This is a genomic window from Janthinobacterium sp. P210006 (genome assembly GCF_036231885.1).
GTDB classification, from domain to species: domain Bacteria; phylum Pseudomonadota; class Gammaproteobacteria; order Burkholderiales; family Burkholderiaceae_D; genus Janthinobacterium; species Janthinobacterium violaceinigrum.
Window position 1 is genome coordinate 872,804 of the sequence record NZ_JAZARD010000003.1, and the last position, 20,111, is coordinate 892,914.

The window sequence follows — 20,111 nt, forward strand, 5'->3', positions numbered from 1 at the left end:
AGCTGGCATGCCGGGTGGCTGCGAAAAAGGCGGGAGATGAGGATGGTGCCGGGCTGATCCGGCCAGGCGCTACCTGGACAATACGTATTTCGCCAGGGTCGCCGCATCGGCTTCGCTGAGCTGGCTGAACGGCGGCATGGGTACGGGACCCCATTTGCCGGCGCCGCCATTGCGGATATTTGCTGCCACGGCAGCAACACCATCCTTGCCCTTGTATCTGGCGGCCACCTCGGTAAAACCCGGGCCGACCACTTTCTGGTCGAGGGCATGGCATGCCATGCAGCCATTCGCCGCCAGCAAGGTCTTGACATCCTTGCCGCTGGCAGCGGCAGCCGGAGCTGCTGCGGCGGGTTTGGCCACGGCAGGCGCTGCCGCGCCCCGCTCCGCGCCATAGGTTTTCACCAGGTAATCGACCATGGCCGGCATGTCTTCATCGGCAAACTGCGCGCCGAACGGCTTTTTCATCTTCTTGACGGTCGCTTCCCAGTACGCGCGCGGCGAGGCAGGCGGCTGGCTCGATGCATACTGGGCCGCGTGGCACGTCATGCAGTTGCGCTGTACCAACTGGTAGCCGGGCAATTCGCTGGGTTTATACGCCGCCGTTTCCGGCGGCAAGTGGATTTCCAGCGCGCCCGCGCTGCCCGCCAGCATCAAGGCCACGGCGGCGGCAAGTGTTCTTATCGGCATTTGATTCTCCTCACACTGCCTGGATGCGCGTGGTTTCCACCACGTTGCGCATATAACCCATGGGATTCCACAGGGCTTTCATGGGCTGGCTCTGGCCGATGCGGTTGACGGCGCGCACCATCAGCACATGCTTGCCCTTGCGCGGCGCCTTCATGACAATCGTCCACTCGCGGAACGAAAAGCGCCCCAGGTCCTTGCCCAGCTTTGCTTCCTGCCAAGTCTGGCCGCCGTCCAGCGACACGGTCACCTCGCTGATGCCGTGGCCGCTGTCGAAGGCGATGCCGCGCAAGGCCAGGTCGCGCCCCGCCTTCACTTGCGCGCCATCTTGCACGCTGGTAATAAAAGAGCGCACGTTGAGGCGGCTGATGGGCGTCGTCTTGCCCACGGGCGCGCCCGGTTCGATGAAGCCGGAGCCGTTGTCGGGAATGCGGTAGCCCGTGCTCATCCAGAAGCCGTCGAAGGGCTTGTCCAGCACGGTGATGTCGCTCAGGTGCTTGACCCAGTAGGTGCCGTAATAGCCGGGCACGATCAGGCGCAGCGGGTAACCGTTGAGAAAGGGAATGTCCTCGCCATTCATGGCCCAGGCCAGCATCACGTCGCCGGCCATGATGTGCTCGACCGACAAGGCTTTTTGAAAGTCGGGACCGTCGCCCACGGGCGGCGTTTCCAGGCCGTTGAAGGCAACCTGCACGGCGCCAGGCTGTATGCCCGCCTTTTCCAGCACGGTTTTCAGGGGGATACCCGTCCAGCGGGCATTGCCCATGGCGCCATTGCCCAGCTGCCCGCCATTCGCGCGGGGCGCAAAGAAACCGCGGCTATTGCCCGAGCATTGCGTGACAGCCACCACGTCGACGGGCTCGGCCAGCTGTTTCAGTTCCGCCAGCGACAAGTCCAGTGGCGTCTTGACCAGGCCGGCGATGCGCAAGCGGTAGCTGCTACCGTCTATGCTGGTGGGCAAGCCGCTCCAATGGTAGCGCACGAAAAACGCGTCGTTGGGCGTGATCGCCCCTTCATTGAAGACGCCGAACGGCGTTTCCAGCTGGGGCGGACGGCTGGTCAGCAGGATCAGCGGGCGCTTTTGCGGGAAGGCCACCAGTTCGCGTTCGCCATTTTCAAACGGTAAATTGACGGAAGCGGCCAGGCCCGGCCCCGCCGCTGCGGCGGCGCCCAGGGCGGCCGTCGTGCGCAGGAAGCGGCGCCGGCCTGCGGGCAACAAGGTTGTGTCAGACATGTTTGAGCTCCACTTTGGTGTCGGCCGCTTCCCCGCCGTTGCGGTCGTCGTTGACCAGCTTCTTGATGTAGTACATGACGCTCATGATGACCACGCTCAACAGGCCGAACCAGAACGACACGCGCTGCTCCGTATCGGACGATACGCTCATGGCGCCCAGAATCACCAGCATGGCGATGATGGTGAAATACGTCAGATAGGGGAACAGCCACATGCGCACCTTGATGCGTTCCGGGCATTCGCGTTCCAGGCGGCGGCGCAGGCGCAATTGAGATATCGCAATGAGCAGGTAGACGAACAGGATCAGGATGCCGTAGGAATTGACGATAAACGGGAACACGAGGTCGGCCGACACATACGAGACGGCAATGGCGAAGTAGGCAAACAAGGTGCTGAACAAAATAGCGCGAATGGGCACGCCATTCTTGCTCAGCTTGACCAAGCCCGTGGGGGCGTCGCCGCGGCGCGTCAGCGCAAAGATCATGCGCGAGGAGGCGTACAGGCTGGAATTCAAGGCTGACAGCACGGCCGTCAGGATGATGGCGTTCATGATGTGGGCCGCGTACGGAATGTTCATGACGGTCAGGGCGCTGACGAACGGCGTGGCGATGGCCGGCGAATCCCAGGGCACGATGCAGACGACGACAAACATGGAACCCACATAGAACATCAGCACGCGCGTGATCACGGAATTGGTGGCGCGGGCGATGGCCTTGGCCGGGTCCGACGTTTCGGCGGCGGCAATGGTGACGATTTCGGCGCCCGAATAAAAGGCCGTGGCGGCGACGGCGCCGCTCAGGACCGGGCCCCAGCCGTGGGGCATGAAGCCGCCATTGCTGGTCAAAAAGCCCAGGGTTGGGATGCTGTTAGGCAAGCTGCCCGTGATGAACAGAGCGCCGACGAACAGGAAGACGATGATGGCGACCACCTTGATCGAGGCGAACCAGAACTCGAATTCGCCAAACGCTTTCACCGAGAACAGGTTGAGCACCGTCATCGACACGAGCAGCACGAGGCTGATCGACCACGATGGCACGTCGGGCAGCCAGAAGTTGACCAGCTTGGCGCCGGCGATGGCTTCCAGGGCCACGACGACGACCCAGAAATACCAGTACATCCAGCCGCTCATGAAGCCGAGGAATTTCGACACTTTCGGCTTGTCGTCGAAGGCCAGGCGCGCATATTCGTAGAAGGAGCCGACCACGGGCAGGGACGAGGCCAGCTCGCCCAGCATGCGCATGATCAGGACGACGAGGCCGCCCGTGAGCAGGAAGGAAAGGATGGCGGCCGGGCCGGCAGCCTTGGCGATGACGCCGCTGCCGACAAAGAGGCCGGCGCCGATCACGCCGCCGATGGCGATCATGCTCATGTGGCGTTGCTTGAGCGAGTGCTGCAAGCCGGTACTGTTATGCGATTCGCTAATCATGTTTTGTCTCCTGAAAATCTCTGAAGCCCGGTGCGCCCTGCCTGCTGCGGCTGGTTCTTGCCGCGCGGCTTTGTTTTATTTAGGCAACACCGTCAAGCAGCATCGATACATCGTGTGAATCAGTCTGGTTGGCCGCATTCCATAAGTCAATCTGGAAATGCAGCGGCCCGGCGCGGCAGCCAAGGGGCAAGCGCGCTGGAGGGTAAGTACGGGTATGGCGGGTTAAAAAAATGGGAGCGGCGGCAACACTTGTGGCGTGCGCGCCACTCCCGGGAACGTCTTACACCTTGCCCTTCCATGGCACGAGGGTACGTTCGAGGTAACGCATCATCAAATCAAACAGGAAAGCAAAGAAGCCGATCACGATAATGCCCATGATCACCACATCGCTGGCCAGGAACTCGGAGGCGCTCAGCACCATGTAGCCGAGGCCGCGCGTGGCTGCCACCATTTCGCCCGCCACCAGGGTGGTCCAGCCCACGCCGATGCCGATGCGCATGCCGGTGAGGATTTCCGGTATCGCCGCGCGCAGAATCACGTGCACGATCACCTGGAAACGGGTAGCGCCCATCGAGTAGGCCGCGTGGATTTGCTCCAGTGAAACAGAGCTGACGCCGGCGCGGGCCGCAATCGCCATCGGTGCAAAGATGGCCAGGAAGATCAGGTAGACCTTCGAAAACTCGCCGATGCCGAACCAGATGATAACCAGTGGCAAGTAAGCAAGGGGCGGCAGCGGACGGTAGAACTCGATCAAGGGATCGAAGATGCCCCGCGCCACGCGGTTGACGCCCATCATCACGCCGACGGGAATGGCGAACAGGCAAGCCAGGCCAAAGGCGCCGAACACGCGCACCAGGCTGGCTACCGTGTGTTCCCACAGGGTGGCGCCGCCGAAACCGGTGGTGGCCGCCATGATGAATTTCTCGTACACGGCTTGCGGCGACGGCAGGAACAGCGGCTTGACCATGCCGCTGGCCGTCACGCCAAACCACAGCAAGAGCACGGCGATGACGGTGACGGTGGCGATGCGGCTGGAATTGCCCTGCCCCGGCGCGCCGAACGCTTCGCCCGGCATGGCGCAGCGGGGGGCGAACAGGCGCGAGAAAAAGCCGGCGCGCTTGGCAGTGGTGGGAGGAAATCCCACGACGGATGGGCTATGCATGGGACACCTCCAGCTCTTTATTGACGGCGCGCTCGTCCCCATAGATGATGTTGAGCACCGTTTCGCGCATCTTGATGAAGTCCGGGCTCGATTTCACGGCGCGCGCATCGCGGCACTCGAGGAAGCGCTTGTTGAAATCGAGTTCATACGTGTGCGTGATGCGGCCCGGACGGGGCGACATGACGATCAGCCGGTTGGCCAGGAACAGCGCCTCGTCGACGCTGTGGGTAATGAAGAAGAACATGGTGCTGGATTTGGCCCAGATATCGAGCAGCAATTCCTGGATGGTTTCGCGCGTCAGCGCATCGAGCGCCGCCATCGGTTCGTCCATCAGCAGCATGGCGGGATTGCTGGTCAGGGCGCGGGCGATGCCGACGCGCTGCTGCATGCCGCCCGACAATTGATAAATCATATTGTCGTGAAAGTCCTTCAAGCCCACGAGCGCCAGGTTCTTGGCCGCCTGTTCGCGCCGCACGGCTTTCGGCAGGCCTTGCAGCTTGAGGCCGAATTCCACGTTTTCCATCACGTTCAGCCAGGGCAGCAAGGCATGTTTCTGGAACACGACGCCACGGTCGGCGCCCGGCCCTTCCACTTTATTGTCCCCGAGCATGATCTCGCCCTTGGACGGGGCGATAAAGCCAGCCATCAGGCTCAGCAAGGTGGTCTTGCCGCAGCCCGAGGCGCCCAGCGCGACGACGAAGTCGCCGCTGTTAATGGTCAGATTGATATTGTTTAAGGCATGTACGCGTTCACCGGCCGTCTTGCCCGGATAAATCACGCTGACATCCTTGACGTAGAGATTTTCCATCGTGTGCCCCGCATAGGTGTAGTCACTTCAGTTCAACGCACTTTGTTCAGCCAGCGCGCCCGCAGGCGCGCCACCGCACAACGTTTACTTCAGCAGGCCGGCGGCCTGTGCATACCTGGGTGTCACATACTTGGCGTAATCCGGCGCCAGGGCGTCGATCTTGCCTTCGCCCTTCAAAAATTGCGCCGTGGCCAGCAAGGCTTGCGCCACGCCGCCCTTCGCGCCGCCACCGAGCCAGGCGGGCGACGCCTGTTCCTGCAGCGAGGGATAGGCGTACAGGGCCACGGAAGCAGCCACGTCCTTGGCGGCCGCGCCCGAATGCTTGACGTTGGCTTTCACCTGCGGGGAATCGACGGTCCACGCCTTCGGATTGGCGCGGTAGTCGGCGTCGGCCGCGGCCATCACCTTGACGAACTTGGCCATGAAGTCCGCGTTCGCTTCGCCCCAGGCGCGCTCGACGGCCATGCCGTCAAACGTGGCCTTGCCCTTCTTGCTCAGTTCGCCCGAAGTGACGAGTACCTTGCCGTTTTGCTTGAGCTTGCTCAAGGCCGGGTCCCATACGAAGGCCGCGTCGATGTCGCCCCGCTCCCAGGCGGCGGCGATCTGGTTCGGCTGCATGTTGAGCAATTTCACTTCCGTGGGCTTGATGCCCCACGTTTCCAGCGCGAACATGGTGTGGAAGTGCGTGGTAGAAACGAATGGCACGGCGATCTTCTTGCCGCGCAAGTCCGTGGGCTTGCTGATGCCGGCGCCGTTGCGGGCCACCATCGCTTCGGCTTCATTGATGTCGTCGATGATCCAGAACAGCTGCAAGTCGACGCCGCGGCTGACGGCCGCCGTCAATGGGCTCGAACCGATGACCCCGATCTGCACGTCGCCGGACGCCATGCCGGTGGCCACCTTGGCGCCCGAATCGAACTTGCGCCAGTTGATCTTGTAGCCCGTGGTTTTTTCCACTTCGCCGCTGGCGATGGCCACGAGGAAGGGACCGTTGATTTCCTGGTAGGCAATCGTCACTTCCTTGCCTTGCGCGAAGGCCGTGCCGCTGGAAGCCAGGGCGACGCCCAGCACCAGGGTGCCGAGGACGGCGCGGCGCATCGTTGAAGATACCGTGTTTTTGCTCGTATTTGTGTTCATGTCTCACTCCAAGTTATTGTTATGTGTGAACGTGCGGGCAATCTCATCCCTTGCGGGAGGCGCCGCTGGTTGCTCTATGTCAACTCATGCGGCGGCTTAGTACGGCTACTGCGATTTAAAACGATTTAAAACACTTCATCCTTCAAGTGATACCAGCGGTACAGGAAGCGCTGGCCCAGGCGGCGGAACGGGGCGAACGCTTGCGACTCGACCAGTTCCATCATGTTGGGATACGGCAGTTTCGAATTGAAGATCGGCAAGCCCGTGTCGCTGGCCTTGCCCGCGATGCGCTCGGCCATGCGCCGCCCGGCCTGCGCCGAGTACATGACGCCGTTGCCGCCGTAACCGAGCGAATAGAAGATCGATTGTTTCGGGTCCGGCTGCACGATGCGCGGCATCATGTCGTGGCTGACGTCGACCCAGCCCCACCATGAGTAATCGATGGCGATGCCCGTCAGCGCGGGGAACTTGCGGTGCAGGTCGTTGATCAAAAACTGTTTGTATTTGTCGTCCGGCGCGTCGGCGCCCGTGATGGCGCTGCGGCTGCCGATCTGCACGCGGTTGTCCGGCATCAAGCGGTAGTAGTGGCGCAAGATGCGCGTATCCGTGATCACCTGGTGGGTGCGGAAGTTGCACGCCGCGATTTCCGCCGGGGTCAGTGGCCGCGTGACGAGCGAGTTCGACAGGATGGGCAGCAAGCGGTTCTTCACTTGCGGATGCAGATGGGGCGAGGTGTAGCCGCCCGTGGCCACGGCCACGGAACGGGCGCGCACCACGCCGCCCGGCGTTTGCAGATAATGCACGCCATTGCGCGTTTCCCAACCCATCACGGGGCTCGATGGATGCACCTTGGCGCCCAGCGCGCGCGCCTTGCGCAGGTAGCCGAAGGCCAGCTTGCCCGCGTGGATGCCGATGCCTTCCGGCTCGTGCAGCGCGCCAGCCGCTTCCTTGTCGTCGACGAATTCGCGCTTGACGGTGTCGGCGTCGAGGATGCGGGCGTCGTACTTGAAGATCTCGCGCATGACCTTGGCTTCTTTTTCCAGCGCAGGCATGGCTTTCGCCTTGTGGGCGATGTACAGGTGACCGCCCGGTTGCGGGTCGCAATCGATGTCGGCCGTGATCTTCTTGAACGTTTCCATCGCGTCGCACACTTCCGTGTGCAGCTTCAGGGCCGTGTCCAGGCCGTAGCGGTCTATCCACTGCGAGCGCTTCAGGCGGCCCGTCGTGCACTGGGCCTGGCCGCCGTTGCGCGTGCTGCAGCCCCAGCTGACCCGGTTCGCTTCCAGCACGGTGGCCTTGATGCCGTGTTCCTGGGCCAGGAAGATGGCGCAGGACAGGCCCGTAAAACCCGAACCGATGATGGCCACGTCGACGTCGATGTCATGCGTGATGGGGCCGTCGTCGGCGGGCGGCTCGCCGGCCGTGCCGATCCAGTAGGTGGGCGCGTAGGCATTGCCATGGCCGGGGCGCTGGGCCACCAGCGGATCGAAGGCGGGATCGTAGGGCGTGCGGGCGGCGGTGCTGGTGCCCATTACGCCAGGCGGGGTGTCGACAGGTTTGTTCATGGTCATTCCTGGTGAGCGTGCTGGCTCAGACTTTGACGACGGGTGGGCGATCCTTGCGGAAAGCATTCTTGACTGCGATCTTGCCATCGCGGAAGGTGAAGATATCGACCATGCGCGCTTCGATGCGCGTGCCGTCCGCCTTGGTGCCCGCAAACGTCGACTCCGTCACGCCCCGTTCGCCGCTGACGAAATGCACGGGATTGAGCCAGGCAGCGTCGGGGAAGGTTTGCCAGGCCAGCTCGAAGCCGGCGCGCACGGCGTCGCGGCCGATGAAGCTCTTGCCCAGCAGTTCAGGACCGGCGACGGCGTGGAATTCGCAATCGTCAGCCATGGCAGCCATCAGGGCCTCGATATCGTGGCGGTTCCAGGCATCGCCGAACGCTTGCAGGAAGTCCGTGGTAACGGCATCGGTGGGTACGCGTGTATTCATTTTTGTCTCCGTAAGTCAAATTTGGTACTTTTCGTTCCGTTTTTTAGTATTTTTATTGAATTTAAGCCTAATGCGAGTGCTTGTCAAATCAAATAATCCAAATACCGGGACGCTTTGTATTCTTTATTGAAATTGCGATACTGAAGTGACAATGTGTGAGAATTTCGTCACAGTGCGGTGCCGGATGACGCCGGGCTGGCGCCAAATTCCGGGGTCAGACCTTGCAGGGGCATGCCTCCCAGTGGGAGGCATGCCGATCGCAAAGCGACCGACCCCCAGTCCCCGCTTTGGGGATACTTAGACGTAGTCTTTGTACTTGTCCAGGTGACGGATCGGCTTGCTCAGCGCATCGCGGCGGAACGGGTCGCCCAACTCGCGCGTGCACATGATTTCAATGATGGTCGTCTTGCCTTCATTCATCTGCATGTCGATCGCCTTCTTCAGGGCCGGGCCCACGTCTTCCAGCTTGTCGACCGTGATGCCTTCGGCGCCCATGGCCCGCGCGATTTCCGCAAAGCTCTGGTTGTCCAGTTCTCCGGCGACGAAGCGGCGGTTGTAGAAATCCACCTGGTTTTTCTTTTCCGCGCCCCACTGGCGGTTGTGGAACACCACGGCCGTCACGGGGATGTTGTGGCGCACGCAGGTCATCGTTTCCATCAAGCTCATGCCCCAGGCGCCGTCGCCCGCATACGACACGGCCGGACGGTGCGGTGCGGCCACTTTCGCGCCGATGATGGTCGGAAACGCATAACCGCAGTTGCCAAAGCTCATCGCCGCAAAGAAGCTGCGCGGCTTTTCAAAGCGCAGGTAGCTGTTGGCCACCGAGTTGATGTTGCCGATGTCCGTCGACACCATCACGTCTTCCGGCATGGCTTTTTCCAGCTCGCGCAAGACCTGGCGCGGATGCAGGTAATTGCCCGGCTCTTTCTTCTGTTCCTCGATCATGTCCAGGCTGTACGCATCTTTCTCGTGCGTCCAGTTCGTCAACTCCTCTTCCCACGCCGCCTTTTCCGCTTGCACGGTGGCATAGCGTGCTTCGCGCGTGGCGTCGCAATCGAGCTTCTTGCCGTCCAGGCGGGACAGGATGGCCTTGGCGGCCGCCTTGGCGTCGCCGCAGATACCCACCGAAATCTTTTTGACCAGGCCCAGCATCTTGTTGTCCGCGTCGATCTGGATGATCTTGGCGTTTTTCGGCCAGTAATCCATGCCGTGCTGCGGCAAGGTGCCGAACGGTCCCAGGCGCGAACCGAGGGCCACGACGACGTCGGCCTGGGCGATCAGTTTCATCGCTGCCTTCGATCCTTGATAGCCGAGCGGGCCGCACCACAGCGGGTGGCTGGCGGGGAACGAGTCGTTGTGCAGATAGCTGTTGACGACCGGCGCACCGAGGCGCTCGGCCAGCGCCTTGCATTCTTCGATGGCTTCGCCCATGACGACGCCGCCGCCCGAGATGATCACAGGGAACTTGGCCTGCGCCAGCAGCTCGGCCGCATCGTCGAGGCTTTGCTCGCCGCCGGCGCCGCGATCCAGGCGGTTCGGTTTCGGGATCTCGGCCTTGATTTCGCCATAGAAATAGTCGCGCGGGATGTTCAGCTGCGTCGGACCCATTTCCGACATGGCGCGGTCAAAACAACGGCCCGTAAATTCCGCCATGCGGGCGGGATTGGTGACGTGGCCCTGGTATTTGGTGAATTCCTCGAACATGGGCAACTGGTTCGCTTCCTGGAAGCCGCCGAGGCCCATGCTCATCGTGCCCGTTTCCGGCGTAATGATCACGACGGGAGTGTGGGCCCAGTAGGCGGCAGCGATGGCGGTCACGCAATTGCTGATGCCGGGGCCGTTCTGGCCAATGACGACGCCATGGCGGCCCGAGACGCGGGCATAGCCGTCGGCCATGTGGCCGGCGCCCTGCTCGTGCACGACGGGAATCAAACGGATGCCAGCCGGGGCAAAGATATCCATCGGGTCCATGAAGGCCGAGCCCATGATGCCGAACATATCGGTCACGCCATTGGCGGCCAGGGTTTCCACGAACGCTTCGGAAGGCGTCATCTTTTGCGGCCCTGTGGGGGTGGCTGCGGTGGCCGCTGCGGCGGCGGCTTTTTGTTCTGTCATGTCATTCATGGGTGTCTCCTGGTCTGTGGTGATGAACTGCAACGAATTTATTAAAAATCGGTATATTTTGTTCCGAAATTTGATATACAATTCAATTTAAGCGTTCAGCAATCAAAAGTCAAACAGATTTTCAAGGAAACGGTACAATTTGAGTTCGAAAATGAAATAAGCTGACGTCACACTCAGAGCTACCCAACCGAGGCCACCATGGACATGATTTCATCCCCAAAACTTGAGCCGGAAAAACTGGAAGGCGACACGCCCACGATGCGTTTGTTTGCCTTGCTGGAAGTGATTGCCGAAAAAGACCAGTTGCTGTCGCTGCAAGCGCTGGTGGAAGAAACAGGATTACCGAAACCCACCCTGCACCGCATGCTGCAACAGCTGGAAAGCGTGGGCGTGCTGCAGCGCGAAAGCGATGGCCGCCACTACAGCACGGGCGTGCGCCTGCGCCGCCTGGCGTCGAACCTGCTGATTAACAACACGTTCCATGGCGCCCGCCGCATGGTCTTGCGCCAGCTGGTCGAGGAAGTGGGCGAAAGCTGCAACCTGACGGCCTTCAGCGGCAGCGAAGTCGTGTACCTGGACCGGGTGGAAACGGCGGCGCCGCTGCGCTTCTACCTGCATCCTGGCTCGCGCGTACCGGCCCACTGCTCGTCCAGCGGCAAGCTGTTCCTGGCACAGATGACGCCCGTACAACGGCGCCGCCTGCTGGGCCACATGGAATTGACGCGCTTTACGGACAAGACGGAAACGGACCCCGTCAAGCTCGAGCGCGAACTGGAACTGGTGCGCCGCAACGGTTACGCGCTGGACGACGAGGAATTCCTGCCCGGCCTGCTCTGCGTGGCCGTGCTGGTACCGAACCCGAATGGCCGCTCGAACCTGGCCGTGGCCATCCAGGCGCCCATCATCCGTTTGACGCACGACAAGGCTTTACATTTCTTGCCAGCATTGCAACGCGCCGCGCAAGCCCTGGCCGCCATCGAATCGGAAACCATGCCGACGACGGGCGGGGACGACGACGCATTACAGGCAGGTAATTCATAACCCCGTAGCGCCCCCGCTGCGGTTTCACAGGAGAACAAGGTGCCAGATTCACGCCAACATCCCCCCGCCGCAGCGGCGCAAACCTTGCAGTCCGTGCGCAGCCTGTTCCATATCGACAGCGACCTGCTCGTGCCCGTCTTCACGGAGCGCGATCCGCACGTGCCCGACATCGACCCCGCCTACCGTTTCAACAAGGACGTGACCCTGGCCATCCTGGCCGGCTTCACCCACAACCGCCGCGTGATGGTGCAAGGCTTGCACGGCACGGGCAAGTCCACGCATATCGAGCAGGTGGCGGCCCGCCTGAACTGGCCCTGCGTGCGCGTCAACCTCGATGGCCACATCAGCCGCCTGGACCTGGTCGGCAAGGACGCCATCGTGCTGCGCGAACAGCAGCAGGTGACGGAATTCCAGGAAGGCATTGTGCCCTGGTCCCTGCAACGCCCCGTGGCACTGATCTTCGACGAGTACGACGCGGGCCGTCCCGACGTGATGTTCGTCATCCAGCGCATCCTCGAGCGCGACGGCAAGTTCACCCTGCTCGACCAGAACCGGGTCATCACGCCCCATCCCCACTTCCGTTTGTTCGCCACCTCGAACACGGTGGGATTGGGCAACCTGAACGGCATGTACCACGGCACGCAGGTGCTGAATCACGCGCAGATCGACCGCTGGAATATCGTTGCCACCTTGAACTATCTGCCGCAGGCAGAAGAAGCGGCAATCGTGCTGGCCAGGGTCCCCGCCATGAACGACGAGGCGGGCCGCCAGCTGGCCGCCACCATGGTGGCCGTGGCCAGCCTCACGCGCCACGGCTATGCGGCGGGCGACCTGGCCTGCCTGATGTCGCCACGGACCGTCATCACGTGGGCGGAAAACTGCCAGATCTTCCGCGACCCGGCCCTGGCCTTCCGCCTGTCCTTCCTCAACAAATGCGACGAGGCAGAGCGCCCCATGGTGGCCGAGTATTACCAGCGCTGTTTCAATGAGGAATTGCTGGCGAGCCAGGCATGAGCACGGAAGCGACGGCGCCTGCCCCCTACACGCGCGAACAGCAGGAAACGGACGAGCTGTGCGCGGGCGCCATCCGCGCGCTGAGCGGCGTTGCCGCCATCCGCTACCGGGGCCGGCGCCTGCACGACGGCCACCGCCCCCTGCCCATCCACGCTGCCCATCTGCAAGCCGATGCGGCCCTGCAGGATCTGCCGTCGCTGCGGGGCGCGGCCGACAGCGTGGCCCTGCGTTTGCTGCATACGGATGCGGCCCTGCACAAGTCGCTGTGTCCTTTGGCACCCGTGGCGCGCCTCGTGTTCGAATTGCTGGAACAGTTGAGGGTGGAAACCCTGGCGCCCGAGCAGCACGCGGGCGTAATTAGCAACCTGCGCCACCGTTTCACGGCCTGGTCGCACGCGTTCTACGATTCCGGCCTGGCCGAAGGCGCGTCGGGCTTGCTGCTGTACACGGTGTTCCAGATGTGCTGGTCGCGTTTGACAGCCAGGCCCGTGCTGGAAAAGACGGAAGATTTCATCGAAGCGACGCGCTGGTCCGTTTCCTCCGCATTGAGCGGCGACCTGGCGGGATTGCGCCGCCACCGATTGGACCAGGCCGCCTTTGCGCGCCATGCACTGGCCATCGCCCATGCCGTCGACGCCATGCTGCAAGAGGCACAGGCGGCGCGCGATGGCCAGCAGGACGAAGCGGGCGACGCCAGGGCGCAGGCGGCCTTCAAGTTGCTGCTCGATTTCGACAGCGACAACGACCACATTCCCGATGCCGCCCCGCTGGGCGACAGCCGCGCCATGCGCGACAGCGATGGCGCCTACAAAGCGTACTCCACGGCGTATGACCGCGAAGAACAAGCGGGCGAACTGGTGCGCCGCGCCCTGCTGCTCGAGTACCGCGAACGCATGGATGCACGCATCGCCAGCCTGGGCATCAACACGGCCCGCCTGGCGCGGCGTTTCAGCCAGCTGCTGGCCGTGCCCCGGCGCGATGGCTGGTCGTTCGGCGAAGAGGAAGGCTATATCGACGGACGCCGCCTGGCGCAGCTGATCAGCTCGCCATCGGAACGCCGGCTGTTTCGCAAGGAACAGTTCCTGCCGCAGGCCGATTGCCTCGTCACCTTTCTCGTCGATTGCTCCGGTTCCATGAAGACGCATGCGGAATCCGTGGCCGTGCTGCTCGACATTGTATTGCGCGCGCTGGACCAGGCGGGCATCGCCACGGAGTTGCTGGGTTTTACGACGGGCGCGTGGAACGGGGGAAGAGTCAAACGCGACTGGATGCGCGCCCGCTCGCCCGCCCAGCCTGGGCGCTTGAACGAGCTCGTGCACATGGTCTTCAAGGATGGCGAGACCAGCTGGCGCCGCGCGCGCCCCGACATCGCGGCCCTGCTGAAAGCGGACCTGTACCGCGAAGGCGTCGATGGCGAAGCCGTGGACTGGGCGTGCGCGCGCATGCTGGCGCGGCCCGAGCGGCGGCGCATCCTGCTCGTCGTGTCCGACGGTTGCCCGATGGATACGGCCACGAACCTGGCCAACGACGAGTTTTACCTGGCCCAACATCTGAAACAAGTGGTGGCGCGCCGCGAGGCACAGGGCGCAGTCGAAATCTGCGGGCTGGGACTGGGCCTGGACCTGGGCGCCTACTACAGCCGCAGCCTGGCCACCACCCTGCCCGCCTCGCTGAACAATGAGCTGTTCAGCGAGATCGCCCAGCTGATCGCCGGGCGAAAAAGATAGCCGCTATGCTGCCGGAAGCGCCAGCAACTGCTGGCGATGCGCATGCAAAAACGCTGGCACGGGCGACGCCTGCCGGCCCGTCAGCACGCGATAGTCATCGCTGACGATGTGCATGGCATCGGTGGCCAGCCAGCGCTCGATACCCGCCAGCATCTGCGCCATCGGCGCCGGCATGCCGGACGTGATGAAATGGCGTGCGCGCGCTTCCCTGTCGAGGTGCACCACCTTGATGGGCTTGCCGAACAACCGGGCGGCGATGGCGGCCAGCGCTGGCGCATCGAGGGAAGCGGGTCCCGTGATGTCCAGGGTACGGTTACCTGGATAGCCATCGGCCAGGGCAGCGGCGGCCGCATGCGCACAATCCTCGCGCGCCACGTACGACACGTGGCCTGCTCCCATGGCCGTTTGCAGCAGGCCGTCAACGGCGGCAGTGCCCAGCACCGCCAGCAGCAAATCCTGGTAAAACGCATTGCGCAAGATCGTATGGGCGATGCCGCTGGCGGCCAGCAACGCTTCCGTGGCCCGGTGGTCGTCGTTCAGCAGCGAGCGCTTGCCTTCCTCCGGCTGCAGGAACGAGGTGTAGACGATATGCGCCACGCCCGCCTGGCGCGCCGCCTCGATGGCGTGCTGGTGCTGCGCCACGCGGCGGCCCGTGCCGTCGATGACATTCGTGCTGATCAACAGCAGGCGCCCGACGCCGTGGAAGGCGCTAGCCAAGCCCTGCGGCTGGTCAAAGTCGCCGCAGCGCACGTCGATGCCTTGCGCCTGCCACGCGGCGTGGCGTTCCGGTGTGCGGGTAATGGCCGCAAGCGTCGTGCCGGAATGGCCGGCAAACTTGCTGGCAAGCTCATTGACGACGAGGGAGCCCAGTTGGCCGGAAGCGCCGGCGACGGCGAGATGCATTGTTTTCATGTTCTTTTCCTTGTGGCGCGCGCAGGCGCACCCGGCATGGGGCGGCAGCGCGCGACGGTAAAATGGTGAGATCAACGATGGCCATGCGGCGGCCCGCCCCCTGCGGGGCAAAGCTGCGGCAGGCTTACAGGAAAGAAGGGAAAACAATGATCATGCGCCAGCATGGCGCGTGGCGCCCGGCCGGTCAAGCGCTTTCGATGGCGCTTGACCGGCGGCAGACCTAGTCGACGCAGTAGCGCACGGCATGCGCTTCCATGGGCAGCGGGATTTCCCAGTTCCACAGCATCGCTTGCAGCTTCTTGTTGCTGAGCGAAGTGTCGCGCTGGCCGTTGCGCCGCAGCAGCTCCTTGCGCGGCTGCTCCAGGTACACGAGTTCCACCTGCGCATGGTATTTGTACAGCAGGTTCAGCGTCTTTTCGCGCATCAGTTTGGACAGATGCGTGGCGTTCCACACGAACGGTTCGCCCTTGCGCAGCAGTTCACGCGCCCGCTCTTCCGCATAGTCGCCCACCTGCCCTTCGTTCTTGCCATGCTTCAAGCCCAGCGCGATGCGCGCATCGTCGAAGGAGACGACGGGCAGGCGCGGATGGTGCTTGTCCACCCACGTATTCTTGCCCGACGCGGGCAAGCCCGACATGACGATCACGTGCGAGCCCGCTTCCTGGAACAGCGGGTAGTCGGGATGCGCCTCGGCGCCGCGAAAGTATTTCACGCGCGTGTGGTCATCGACAAAGGCGCGCCGCTGGCCGTAGCAGCCCTCTTCGCGCGCCAGTTCGCGGAACAGCTCGATGGCATCTAAAATGCGCTGCGGATCGGGACAGATCCTGCCGCGGATATCGGCTTCGGCCAGCATGGCCAGCAGGGGGATATCGACCTGCCACGACAGCTCGCGCACGGTGAACTCGGGCGTCACGCCGCGCCGCGACGATTCCAGCGCAAAGAACGGCACCTGGTGCACATTGATCAGGCGGCAGATTTCCTCGCGCGCGGCAAACGGCACGGCATAGTCCCACAGGGCGATGCGCGCATCGAGGGCGCCCTTGCGCGAGTGGCCCGGCTGGCCGATGGCGCCCGTTGCCGGGTCGATCACCGTGGTGCTGCACTTGGCCACGTCGTGCAGCAAGGCGGCCAGGAAGACGATTTCCTGTTCCTCCCGCGTGGCCGCCTGGTAGCTTGGCATGGCCAGCAAGGATTCCACCACCATCATCGTATGCGTCCACACGTCGCCTTCCGCGTGGTAGACGGGGTTTTGCGGCGTCGTCTTGGCCAGCTCCAGCTGCGGGAAGGCAGCCAGGCAGGCTTCGAAATCGGGCGACTGGCCTGCTGGTGGCACCAGTTGTTGTAACTGTTTCCAGTTCATTTTGTACTCCTTGAAAATACTGCCAGCTCGTCCAGCGACTGGCAGGTATGCAAGCCCAGGCTCTCCCATGTGACGAGCGGCTGCGGCGCGTACAGGTCGACGCCCTCGGCAAGCTGGTTGGGGATCAGGGGCCGCGTGCTGTGGTGCGAGCCGCTGTCGAGGATGGTTTGCGTAAAGTCGTGCCGCACCAGCTTGTAGCGGGCCAGCACCTGCTCGTCGTCTTCCACTTTCAGGTACAAGCCTTCCGCGTGGTCGGACTTGTCCGTCTGCTTCCAGCACAGGTCCAGCGGCAGGCGCTCGCGCGCCACCACGCCTTCGAAAGCGTCGCGCCACAAGCGGGACTTGGCCAGCGAATGGCGCAGCAGCTGCCATAGCTGTTTCGGCGACGCGGGCATGGCGCCCGCATACAGCACGGGCACGGACAGCACGGGCGAACCGGCCAGCATGGCGTGGCGGCGCGCCGTGGACAAAAACATCTGGCTGCGGCGGCAATACACGTCGAACTCGTTGAAGTAATGGGGCAAGCGGTCGTAAAACACGGAGTGCTTGCTGTAGGCCCATTCGCCAAACAGCACATACTGGTCTTCCAGCAAGCCCAGCAAGGCGTGTTCGTGCGCATGCGCCCACGGCTTCAACAGGTTGAACTGGCGTTCGCTGCCACCGCCCGCCAGGTAATGGCCGCGCGACTGCAGCAGCACCTCGCCCGCATCGCTGAACGACACGGCAGCGTTGGCGCCATCGATTTTTTCCTCGATGACGACGTACTGGCCGGCCAGCTTTTTCAAGGGCATCTGGTCCGAGCCGTCGTCGCCGTCCTGCAGGCGCGAGCCTTCCAGGTGCGGCGTGCGCGGGTATTTGAATAAGGGCAAAGATTGTAAAAACATAGCGTCCCACGCCGCGTTCACCGGGGCGTGTCCATACAGGGTCAGGGGTGCTGACGACGTGTTCGGGCGTGGACGATCAGGACGGTGGTCCTGGATACGTGTGCGGAAGGAGCAAAAACAGTGCCGCAGCAATCGGGGGCGTCAACGCGCCGAACGATGCTGCAGAGAGCATTTCGTCAGCGTTAGTAGGTGATGGCGAAGAAGCGAGGCACTTTTGGCTCCAATAAGGAAGAGGTTCGAGAAAGAAACGCGAATATAAAGGCTGTTTGATTATTTTGCAAGTGGCTGATCCGTATCGTGCGCCCCCTCGTACGCACTGTCGGGGCCGGCCGCTTTGCAATCCGCACAAAATTTGCTAAGCTGGCGGCACTTCCTGTCGCTGCTGCGTGGAAAACAAACATGGCCCTTGCAAAAAGGCCGTGCATTCGTTATTTCCGGAGCAGAATCGTGTTTCCCCTATCCAGATTACAAAAAGCCCTGCGCCGCCAGGGCATCGCCGTCGCCTATGCCGACGGTATTTATACGCTCAGCAATCCGCACGCCCAGGCGTCCGTGCTGCTGCCCCACAACTTTCCCCTCGAGGAAAAAGCCGTGCGCCAGCTCATGGAATTTGCCGCCGTCGCCGTGCCCGGCCAGGATGGCCATGTCTGCAAGGCCTGCGCCACGCCCGACTTCCATCCGGGCAGCATTGCGCCCGTGGGCAGCATCGTTGCCACCAGTGCCGACATGGTGATTCCCGCCATCCCCGGCACGGACATCGCCTGCGGCATGCGCCTCATTACCACGGGCTTGACCCTGGCGCAGTTCGAGGCGCGCAAGCCGCAGCTGCTCGGCAAGCTCAAGCACGTGCTGCTGGAAGACGGCCGCAACGTGCCGCTGCGCTCGAAAGCGTTTGCCGCCCTGTTCGACATGGGGCCGGAAGCGTTCATCGACAGCCTGCACAATGAGGGCTTGTGGCCCCGCGTCGACAAGGCGCGCTTGCTTCGTGAGCTCGACGATTGCATCGCCCTGCGCGAACTGGGCGGCGGCTTGCGCCATGCGCCCGAAGCGCTGGTGGGCACGCGTGAAGTGATACGCGACCCCAGCCTGGGCACCACGGGATCGGGCAACCATTTCGTGGAAATCCAGGTGGTCGATGCCGTCATGGACCGCCATGCCGCGTACCGGCACGGGCTGGTGCCGGGCGAAGTGGTCGTCATGATCCACAGCGGCAGCCGCGACGTGGGGTTTTTTGTGGGCAGCCGCTGGATGGACCGCGCCAAAGAGGCGTGGCCGAAAGGCCTGCGCCACCCGCAGTCGGGCCTGTACGGCTTGACGGGCGAACTGGCCGGCGAGTACATGGACGCCATGGGCGTGGCATCGCGCTATGCCTGGGTCAACCGCATGGTATTGGCCGAGCTGGTGCGCGACAGCCTGTCGCAGGTGTATGCACACGACAGCTCGCGCCTGGTGGTGGACGTGCCGCACAACGTCATCCTGCGCGAGCACGGCATGAACATCCACCGCAAGGGCGCCACGCCGGCGCGCGAGGGCGACCTGGCGCTGATCCCCGGCTCCATGGGCGATTATTCCTATGTGGCCACGGGCATGGGCAATCCCGACTGGCTGTGGTCGTGTTCGCATGGCGCGGGGCGCAGCATCCGCCGCCAGGCCATGCGCGCCATGCGGCCCACGGTGGGCGGCGACGAGATGGCGTTCCAGTGCGTGACTTTGCGCGAGGAACGCCGCGTCGAGGAAGCGCCGATGGCCTATAAAAAGATCGGTCCCGTCATCGCCGCGCAGGAGGAAGCGGGCTTGCTGCAATCGGTGGCCCGACTGAAACCTTTATTGACGTTCAAGGCCTAGGCCAGCAGCTGCGGCACGGCCGCCGCCATCAGCGAGAGGCCGATGGCGGTCAGCACGGCAAACGCGATGCGGCGCATGCCGCGCTGGGCGATCGGCGGCGGATAGCGCTTGCCGGCCATGGTGGCCAGCACGCCGACAGGCAGGGCCAGCACGCACAGCAGCAAGACTTTTCCATCGAGCTGGCCCTGGCTGCCCGCCATCAACGAGCGTCCGCCCGCGCTGATGGCGAACAGGAAGATCAGGCTGTAGCGGATGGTTGTCAAACTCATTTCCTGGCGATAAAACTGATACACGAGCGGCGGTCCCGCCAGCGAAAACAGGCCGGAAAACAGGCCGCCGCACACGCCGCTGATAAAGAAACTGCGCTTGCCGGCCGCGCCCGGCCCCGGCGGCGCCTGCAGCAAAATGCTGACGCCGCCATACACGATGGCCGCGCCCAGCAAGAGTTTCAGGACGGGCGCATATGCCTGGTCCAGATATCCCAATAGCAAGACGCCGGCCGCCATGGCCGGCAGCAAGCCGATGCTGGCCGCGCGGATGGCGCGCCAGTCCAGATGATGCAAAGCGCCCGGCAAGGCTACCAGGCAATTGGCCAGCGACAGCAAACTGACGAGGGCCGCCAGCGCAGGCACGGGCGCCAGGCCCAGTCCGCTGGCCACGCCCATGACGATCATGCCCAGTCCAAAACCCGTGACGGTCTGGAAATACGTGCCTGCCGCCACCACGCCCAGCAGCGCCAGCACAGGCAGGCTGAACAA

17 protein-coding genes are annotated in these 20,111 nt (G+C 63.2%); 4 read left to right on the forward strand and 13 right to left on the reverse strand.

Going from position 1 to position 20,111, the window contains the following annotated elements; genetic code table 11:
• Positions 1–69: 69 nt before the first annotated feature.
• The 9 genes from sorB to xsc form a co-directional block, all read right to left on the reverse strand.
• The gene (sorB, locus tag VPH41_RS17865) at positions 70–687 is read right to left on the reverse strand and encodes a SorB family sulfite dehydrogenase c-type cytochrome subunit (RefSeq protein ID WP_328570986.1); all 618 of its coding nucleotides are present in this window, start codon (positions 685–687) and stop codon (positions 70–72) included.
• 10 nt (positions 688–697) lie between these two features.
• On the reverse strand, positions 698–1,918 hold the full coding sequence (sorA, locus tag VPH41_RS17870; protein WP_328570987.1) for a SorA family sulfite dehydrogenase catalytic subunit: 1,221 nt from the start codon (positions 1,916–1,918) through the stop codon (positions 698–700).
• The gene (locus tag VPH41_RS17875) at positions 1,911–3,344 is read right to left on the reverse strand and encodes an amino acid permease (RefSeq protein WP_152282567.1); all 1,434 of its coding nucleotides are present in this window, start codon (positions 3,342–3,344) and stop codon (positions 1,911–1,913) included. The genes sorA and VPH41_RS17875 overlap by 8 nt, the downstream gene beginning before the upstream one ends.
• Before the next feature lie 280 nt (positions 3,345–3,624).
• Entirely contained in the window at positions 3,625–4,419 is a 795-nt protein-coding gene (locus VPH41_RS17880) for an ABC transporter permease subunit (protein ID WP_058049276.1), read from the reverse strand.
• 79 nt (positions 4,420–4,498) lie between these two features.
• Entirely contained in the window at positions 4,499–5,314 is an 816-nt protein-coding gene (locus VPH41_RS17885; protein ID WP_328570988.1) for a taurine ABC transporter ATP-binding protein, read from the reverse strand.
• Between the two features lie 84 nt (positions 5,315–5,398).
• A complete protein-coding gene (gene tauA, locus VPH41_RS17890) occupies positions 5,399–6,451 on the reverse strand; it encodes a taurine ABC transporter substrate-binding protein (RefSeq protein WP_442906284.1) in 1,053 nt (350 codons plus the stop codon).
• 125 nt (positions 6,452–6,576) lie between these two features.
• Entirely contained in the window at positions 6,577–8,016 is a 1,440-nt protein-coding gene (locus VPH41_RS17895; protein ID WP_328570989.1) for an NAD(P)/FAD-dependent oxidoreductase, read from the reverse strand.
• A gap of 25 nt (positions 8,017–8,041) precedes the next feature.
• On the reverse strand, positions 8,042–8,446 hold the full coding sequence (locus VPH41_RS17900) for a nuclear transport factor 2 family protein (RefSeq protein WP_328570990.1): 405 nt from the start codon (positions 8,444–8,446) through the stop codon (positions 8,042–8,044).
• 297 nt (positions 8,447–8,743) lie between these two features.
• Positions 8,744–10,561, reverse strand: a complete 1,818-nt coding sequence (gene xsc / locus VPH41_RS17905; protein WP_328571240.1) for a sulfoacetaldehyde acetyltransferase — start codon at positions 10,559–10,561, stop codon at positions 8,744–8,746.
• 213 nt (positions 10,562–10,774) lie between these two features.
• Here xsc and VPH41_RS17910 point away from each other — a divergent pair, with 213 nt between their 5' ends.
• Genes VPH41_RS17910 through VPH41_RS17920 form a run of 3 tightly spaced genes read left to right on the forward strand, consistent with a single transcriptional unit; the run spans position 10,775 to position 14,352 of the window.
• On the forward strand, positions 10,775–11,611 hold the full coding sequence (locus VPH41_RS17910) for an IclR family transcriptional regulator (RefSeq protein ID WP_369811606.1): 837 nt from the start codon (positions 10,775–10,777) through the stop codon (positions 11,609–11,611).
• 39 nt (positions 11,612–11,650) lie between these two features.
• Complete coding sequence (locus VPH41_RS17915; RefSeq protein WP_328570991.1) at positions 11,651–12,625, forward strand: AAA family ATPase; 975 nt, start codon at positions 11,651–11,653, stop codon at positions 12,623–12,625.
• A complete protein-coding gene (locus VPH41_RS17920) occupies positions 12,622–14,352 on the forward strand; it encodes a cobaltochelatase CobT-related protein (RefSeq protein ID WP_328570992.1) in 1,731 nt (576 codons plus the stop codon). Before VPH41_RS17915 ends, VPH41_RS17920 begins: the two co-directional genes overlap by 4 nt.
• Before the next feature lie 3 nt (positions 14,353–14,355).
• Here VPH41_RS17920 and VPH41_RS17925 read toward each other — a convergent pair whose 3' ends face one another.
• The 3 genes from VPH41_RS17925 to VPH41_RS17935 all read right to left on the reverse strand — a co-directional run bounded on the left by VPH41_RS17925 (position 14,356) and on the right by VPH41_RS17935 (position 17,508).
• Positions 14,356–15,264 carry an NAD(P)H-binding protein gene (locus VPH41_RS17925; RefSeq protein WP_328570993.1) on the reverse strand — a complete coding sequence of 303 codons (909 nt, stop codon included), beginning with the start codon at positions 15,262–15,264 and terminating at the stop codon, positions 14,356–14,358.
• A gap of 220 nt (positions 15,265–15,484) precedes the next feature.
• On the reverse strand, positions 15,485–16,624 hold the full coding sequence (locus tag VPH41_RS17930; RefSeq protein WP_328570994.1) for an AAA family ATPase: 1,140 nt from the start codon (positions 16,622–16,624) through the stop codon (positions 15,485–15,487).
• Complete coding sequence (locus tag VPH41_RS17935; protein ID WP_328570995.1) at positions 16,621–17,508, reverse strand: RNA ligase family protein; 888 nt, start codon at positions 17,506–17,508, stop codon at positions 16,621–16,623. Before VPH41_RS17935 ends, VPH41_RS17930 begins: the two co-directional genes overlap by 4 nt.
• A gap of 447 nt (positions 17,509–17,955) precedes the next feature.
• Between VPH41_RS17935 and VPH41_RS17940 the strand changes: the two genes are divergently transcribed.
• Entirely contained in the window at positions 17,956–19,353 is a 1,398-nt protein-coding gene (locus VPH41_RS17940; protein WP_328570996.1) for an RtcB family protein, read from the forward strand.
• On the opposite strand, the gene VPH41_RS17945 is transcribed toward VPH41_RS17940, so the two are convergent.
• Positions 19,350–20,111, reverse strand: a complete 762-nt coding sequence (locus VPH41_RS17945) for a TSUP family transporter (protein WP_328570997.1) — start codon at positions 20,109–20,111, stop codon at positions 19,350–19,352. The genes VPH41_RS17940 and VPH41_RS17945 overlap by 4 nt on opposite strands.

What these genes read in the sequence shown, in the direction of transcription:
- sorB (WP_328570986.1), bottom strand. Translation starts at nt 687, where the DNA reads ATGCCGATAAGAACACTTGCCGCCGCCGTGGCCTTGATGCTGGCGGGC.
- sorA (WP_328570987.1), bottom strand. Translation starts at nt 1,918, where the DNA reads ATGTCTGACACAACCTTGTTGCCCGCAGGCCGGCGCCGCTTCCTGCGC.
- VPH41_RS17875 (WP_152282567.1), bottom strand. Translation starts at nt 3,344, where the DNA reads ATGATTAGCGAATCGCATAACAGTACCGGCTTGCAGCACTCGCTCAAG.
- VPH41_RS17880 (WP_058049276.1), bottom strand. Translation starts at nt 4,419, where the DNA reads ATGCCGGGCGAAGCGTTCGGCGCGCCGGGGCAGGGCAATTCCAGCCGC.
- VPH41_RS17885 (WP_328570988.1), bottom strand. Translation starts at nt 5,314, where the DNA reads ATGGAAAATCTCTACGTCAAGGATGTCAGCGTGATTTATCCGGGCAAG.
- tauA (WP_442906284.1), bottom strand. Translation starts at nt 6,451, where the DNA reads ATGAACACAAATACGAGCAAAAACACGGTATCTTCAACGATGCGCCGC.
- VPH41_RS17895 (WP_328570989.1), bottom strand. Translation starts at nt 8,016, where the DNA reads ATGAACAAACCTGTCGACACCCCGCCTGGCGTAATGGGCACCAGCACC.
- VPH41_RS17900 (WP_328570990.1), bottom strand. Translation starts at nt 8,446, where the DNA reads ATGAATACACGCGTACCCACCGATGCCGTTACCACGGACTTCCTGCAA.
- xsc (WP_328571240.1), bottom strand. Translation starts at nt 10,561, where the DNA reads ATGACAGAACAAAAAGCCGCCGCCGCAGCGGCCACCGCAGCCACCCCC.
- VPH41_RS17910 (WP_369811606.1), top strand. Translation starts at nt 10,775, where the DNA reads ATGATTTCATCCCCAAAACTTGAGCCGGAAAAACTGGAAGGCGACACG.
- VPH41_RS17920 (WP_328570992.1), top strand. Translation starts at nt 12,622, where the DNA reads ATGAGCACGGAAGCGACGGCGCCTGCCCCCTACACGCGCGAACAGCAG.
- VPH41_RS17925 (WP_328570993.1), bottom strand. Translation starts at nt 15,264, where the DNA reads ATGAAAACAATGCATCTCGCCGTCGCCGGCGCTTCCGGCCAACTGGGC.
- VPH41_RS17930 (WP_328570994.1), bottom strand. Translation starts at nt 16,624, where the DNA reads ATGAACTGGAAACAGTTACAACAACTGGTGCCACCAGCAGGCCAGTCG.
- VPH41_RS17935 (WP_328570995.1), bottom strand. Translation starts at nt 17,508, where the DNA reads ATGTTTTTACAATCTTTGCCCTTATTCAAATACCCGCGCACGCCGCAC.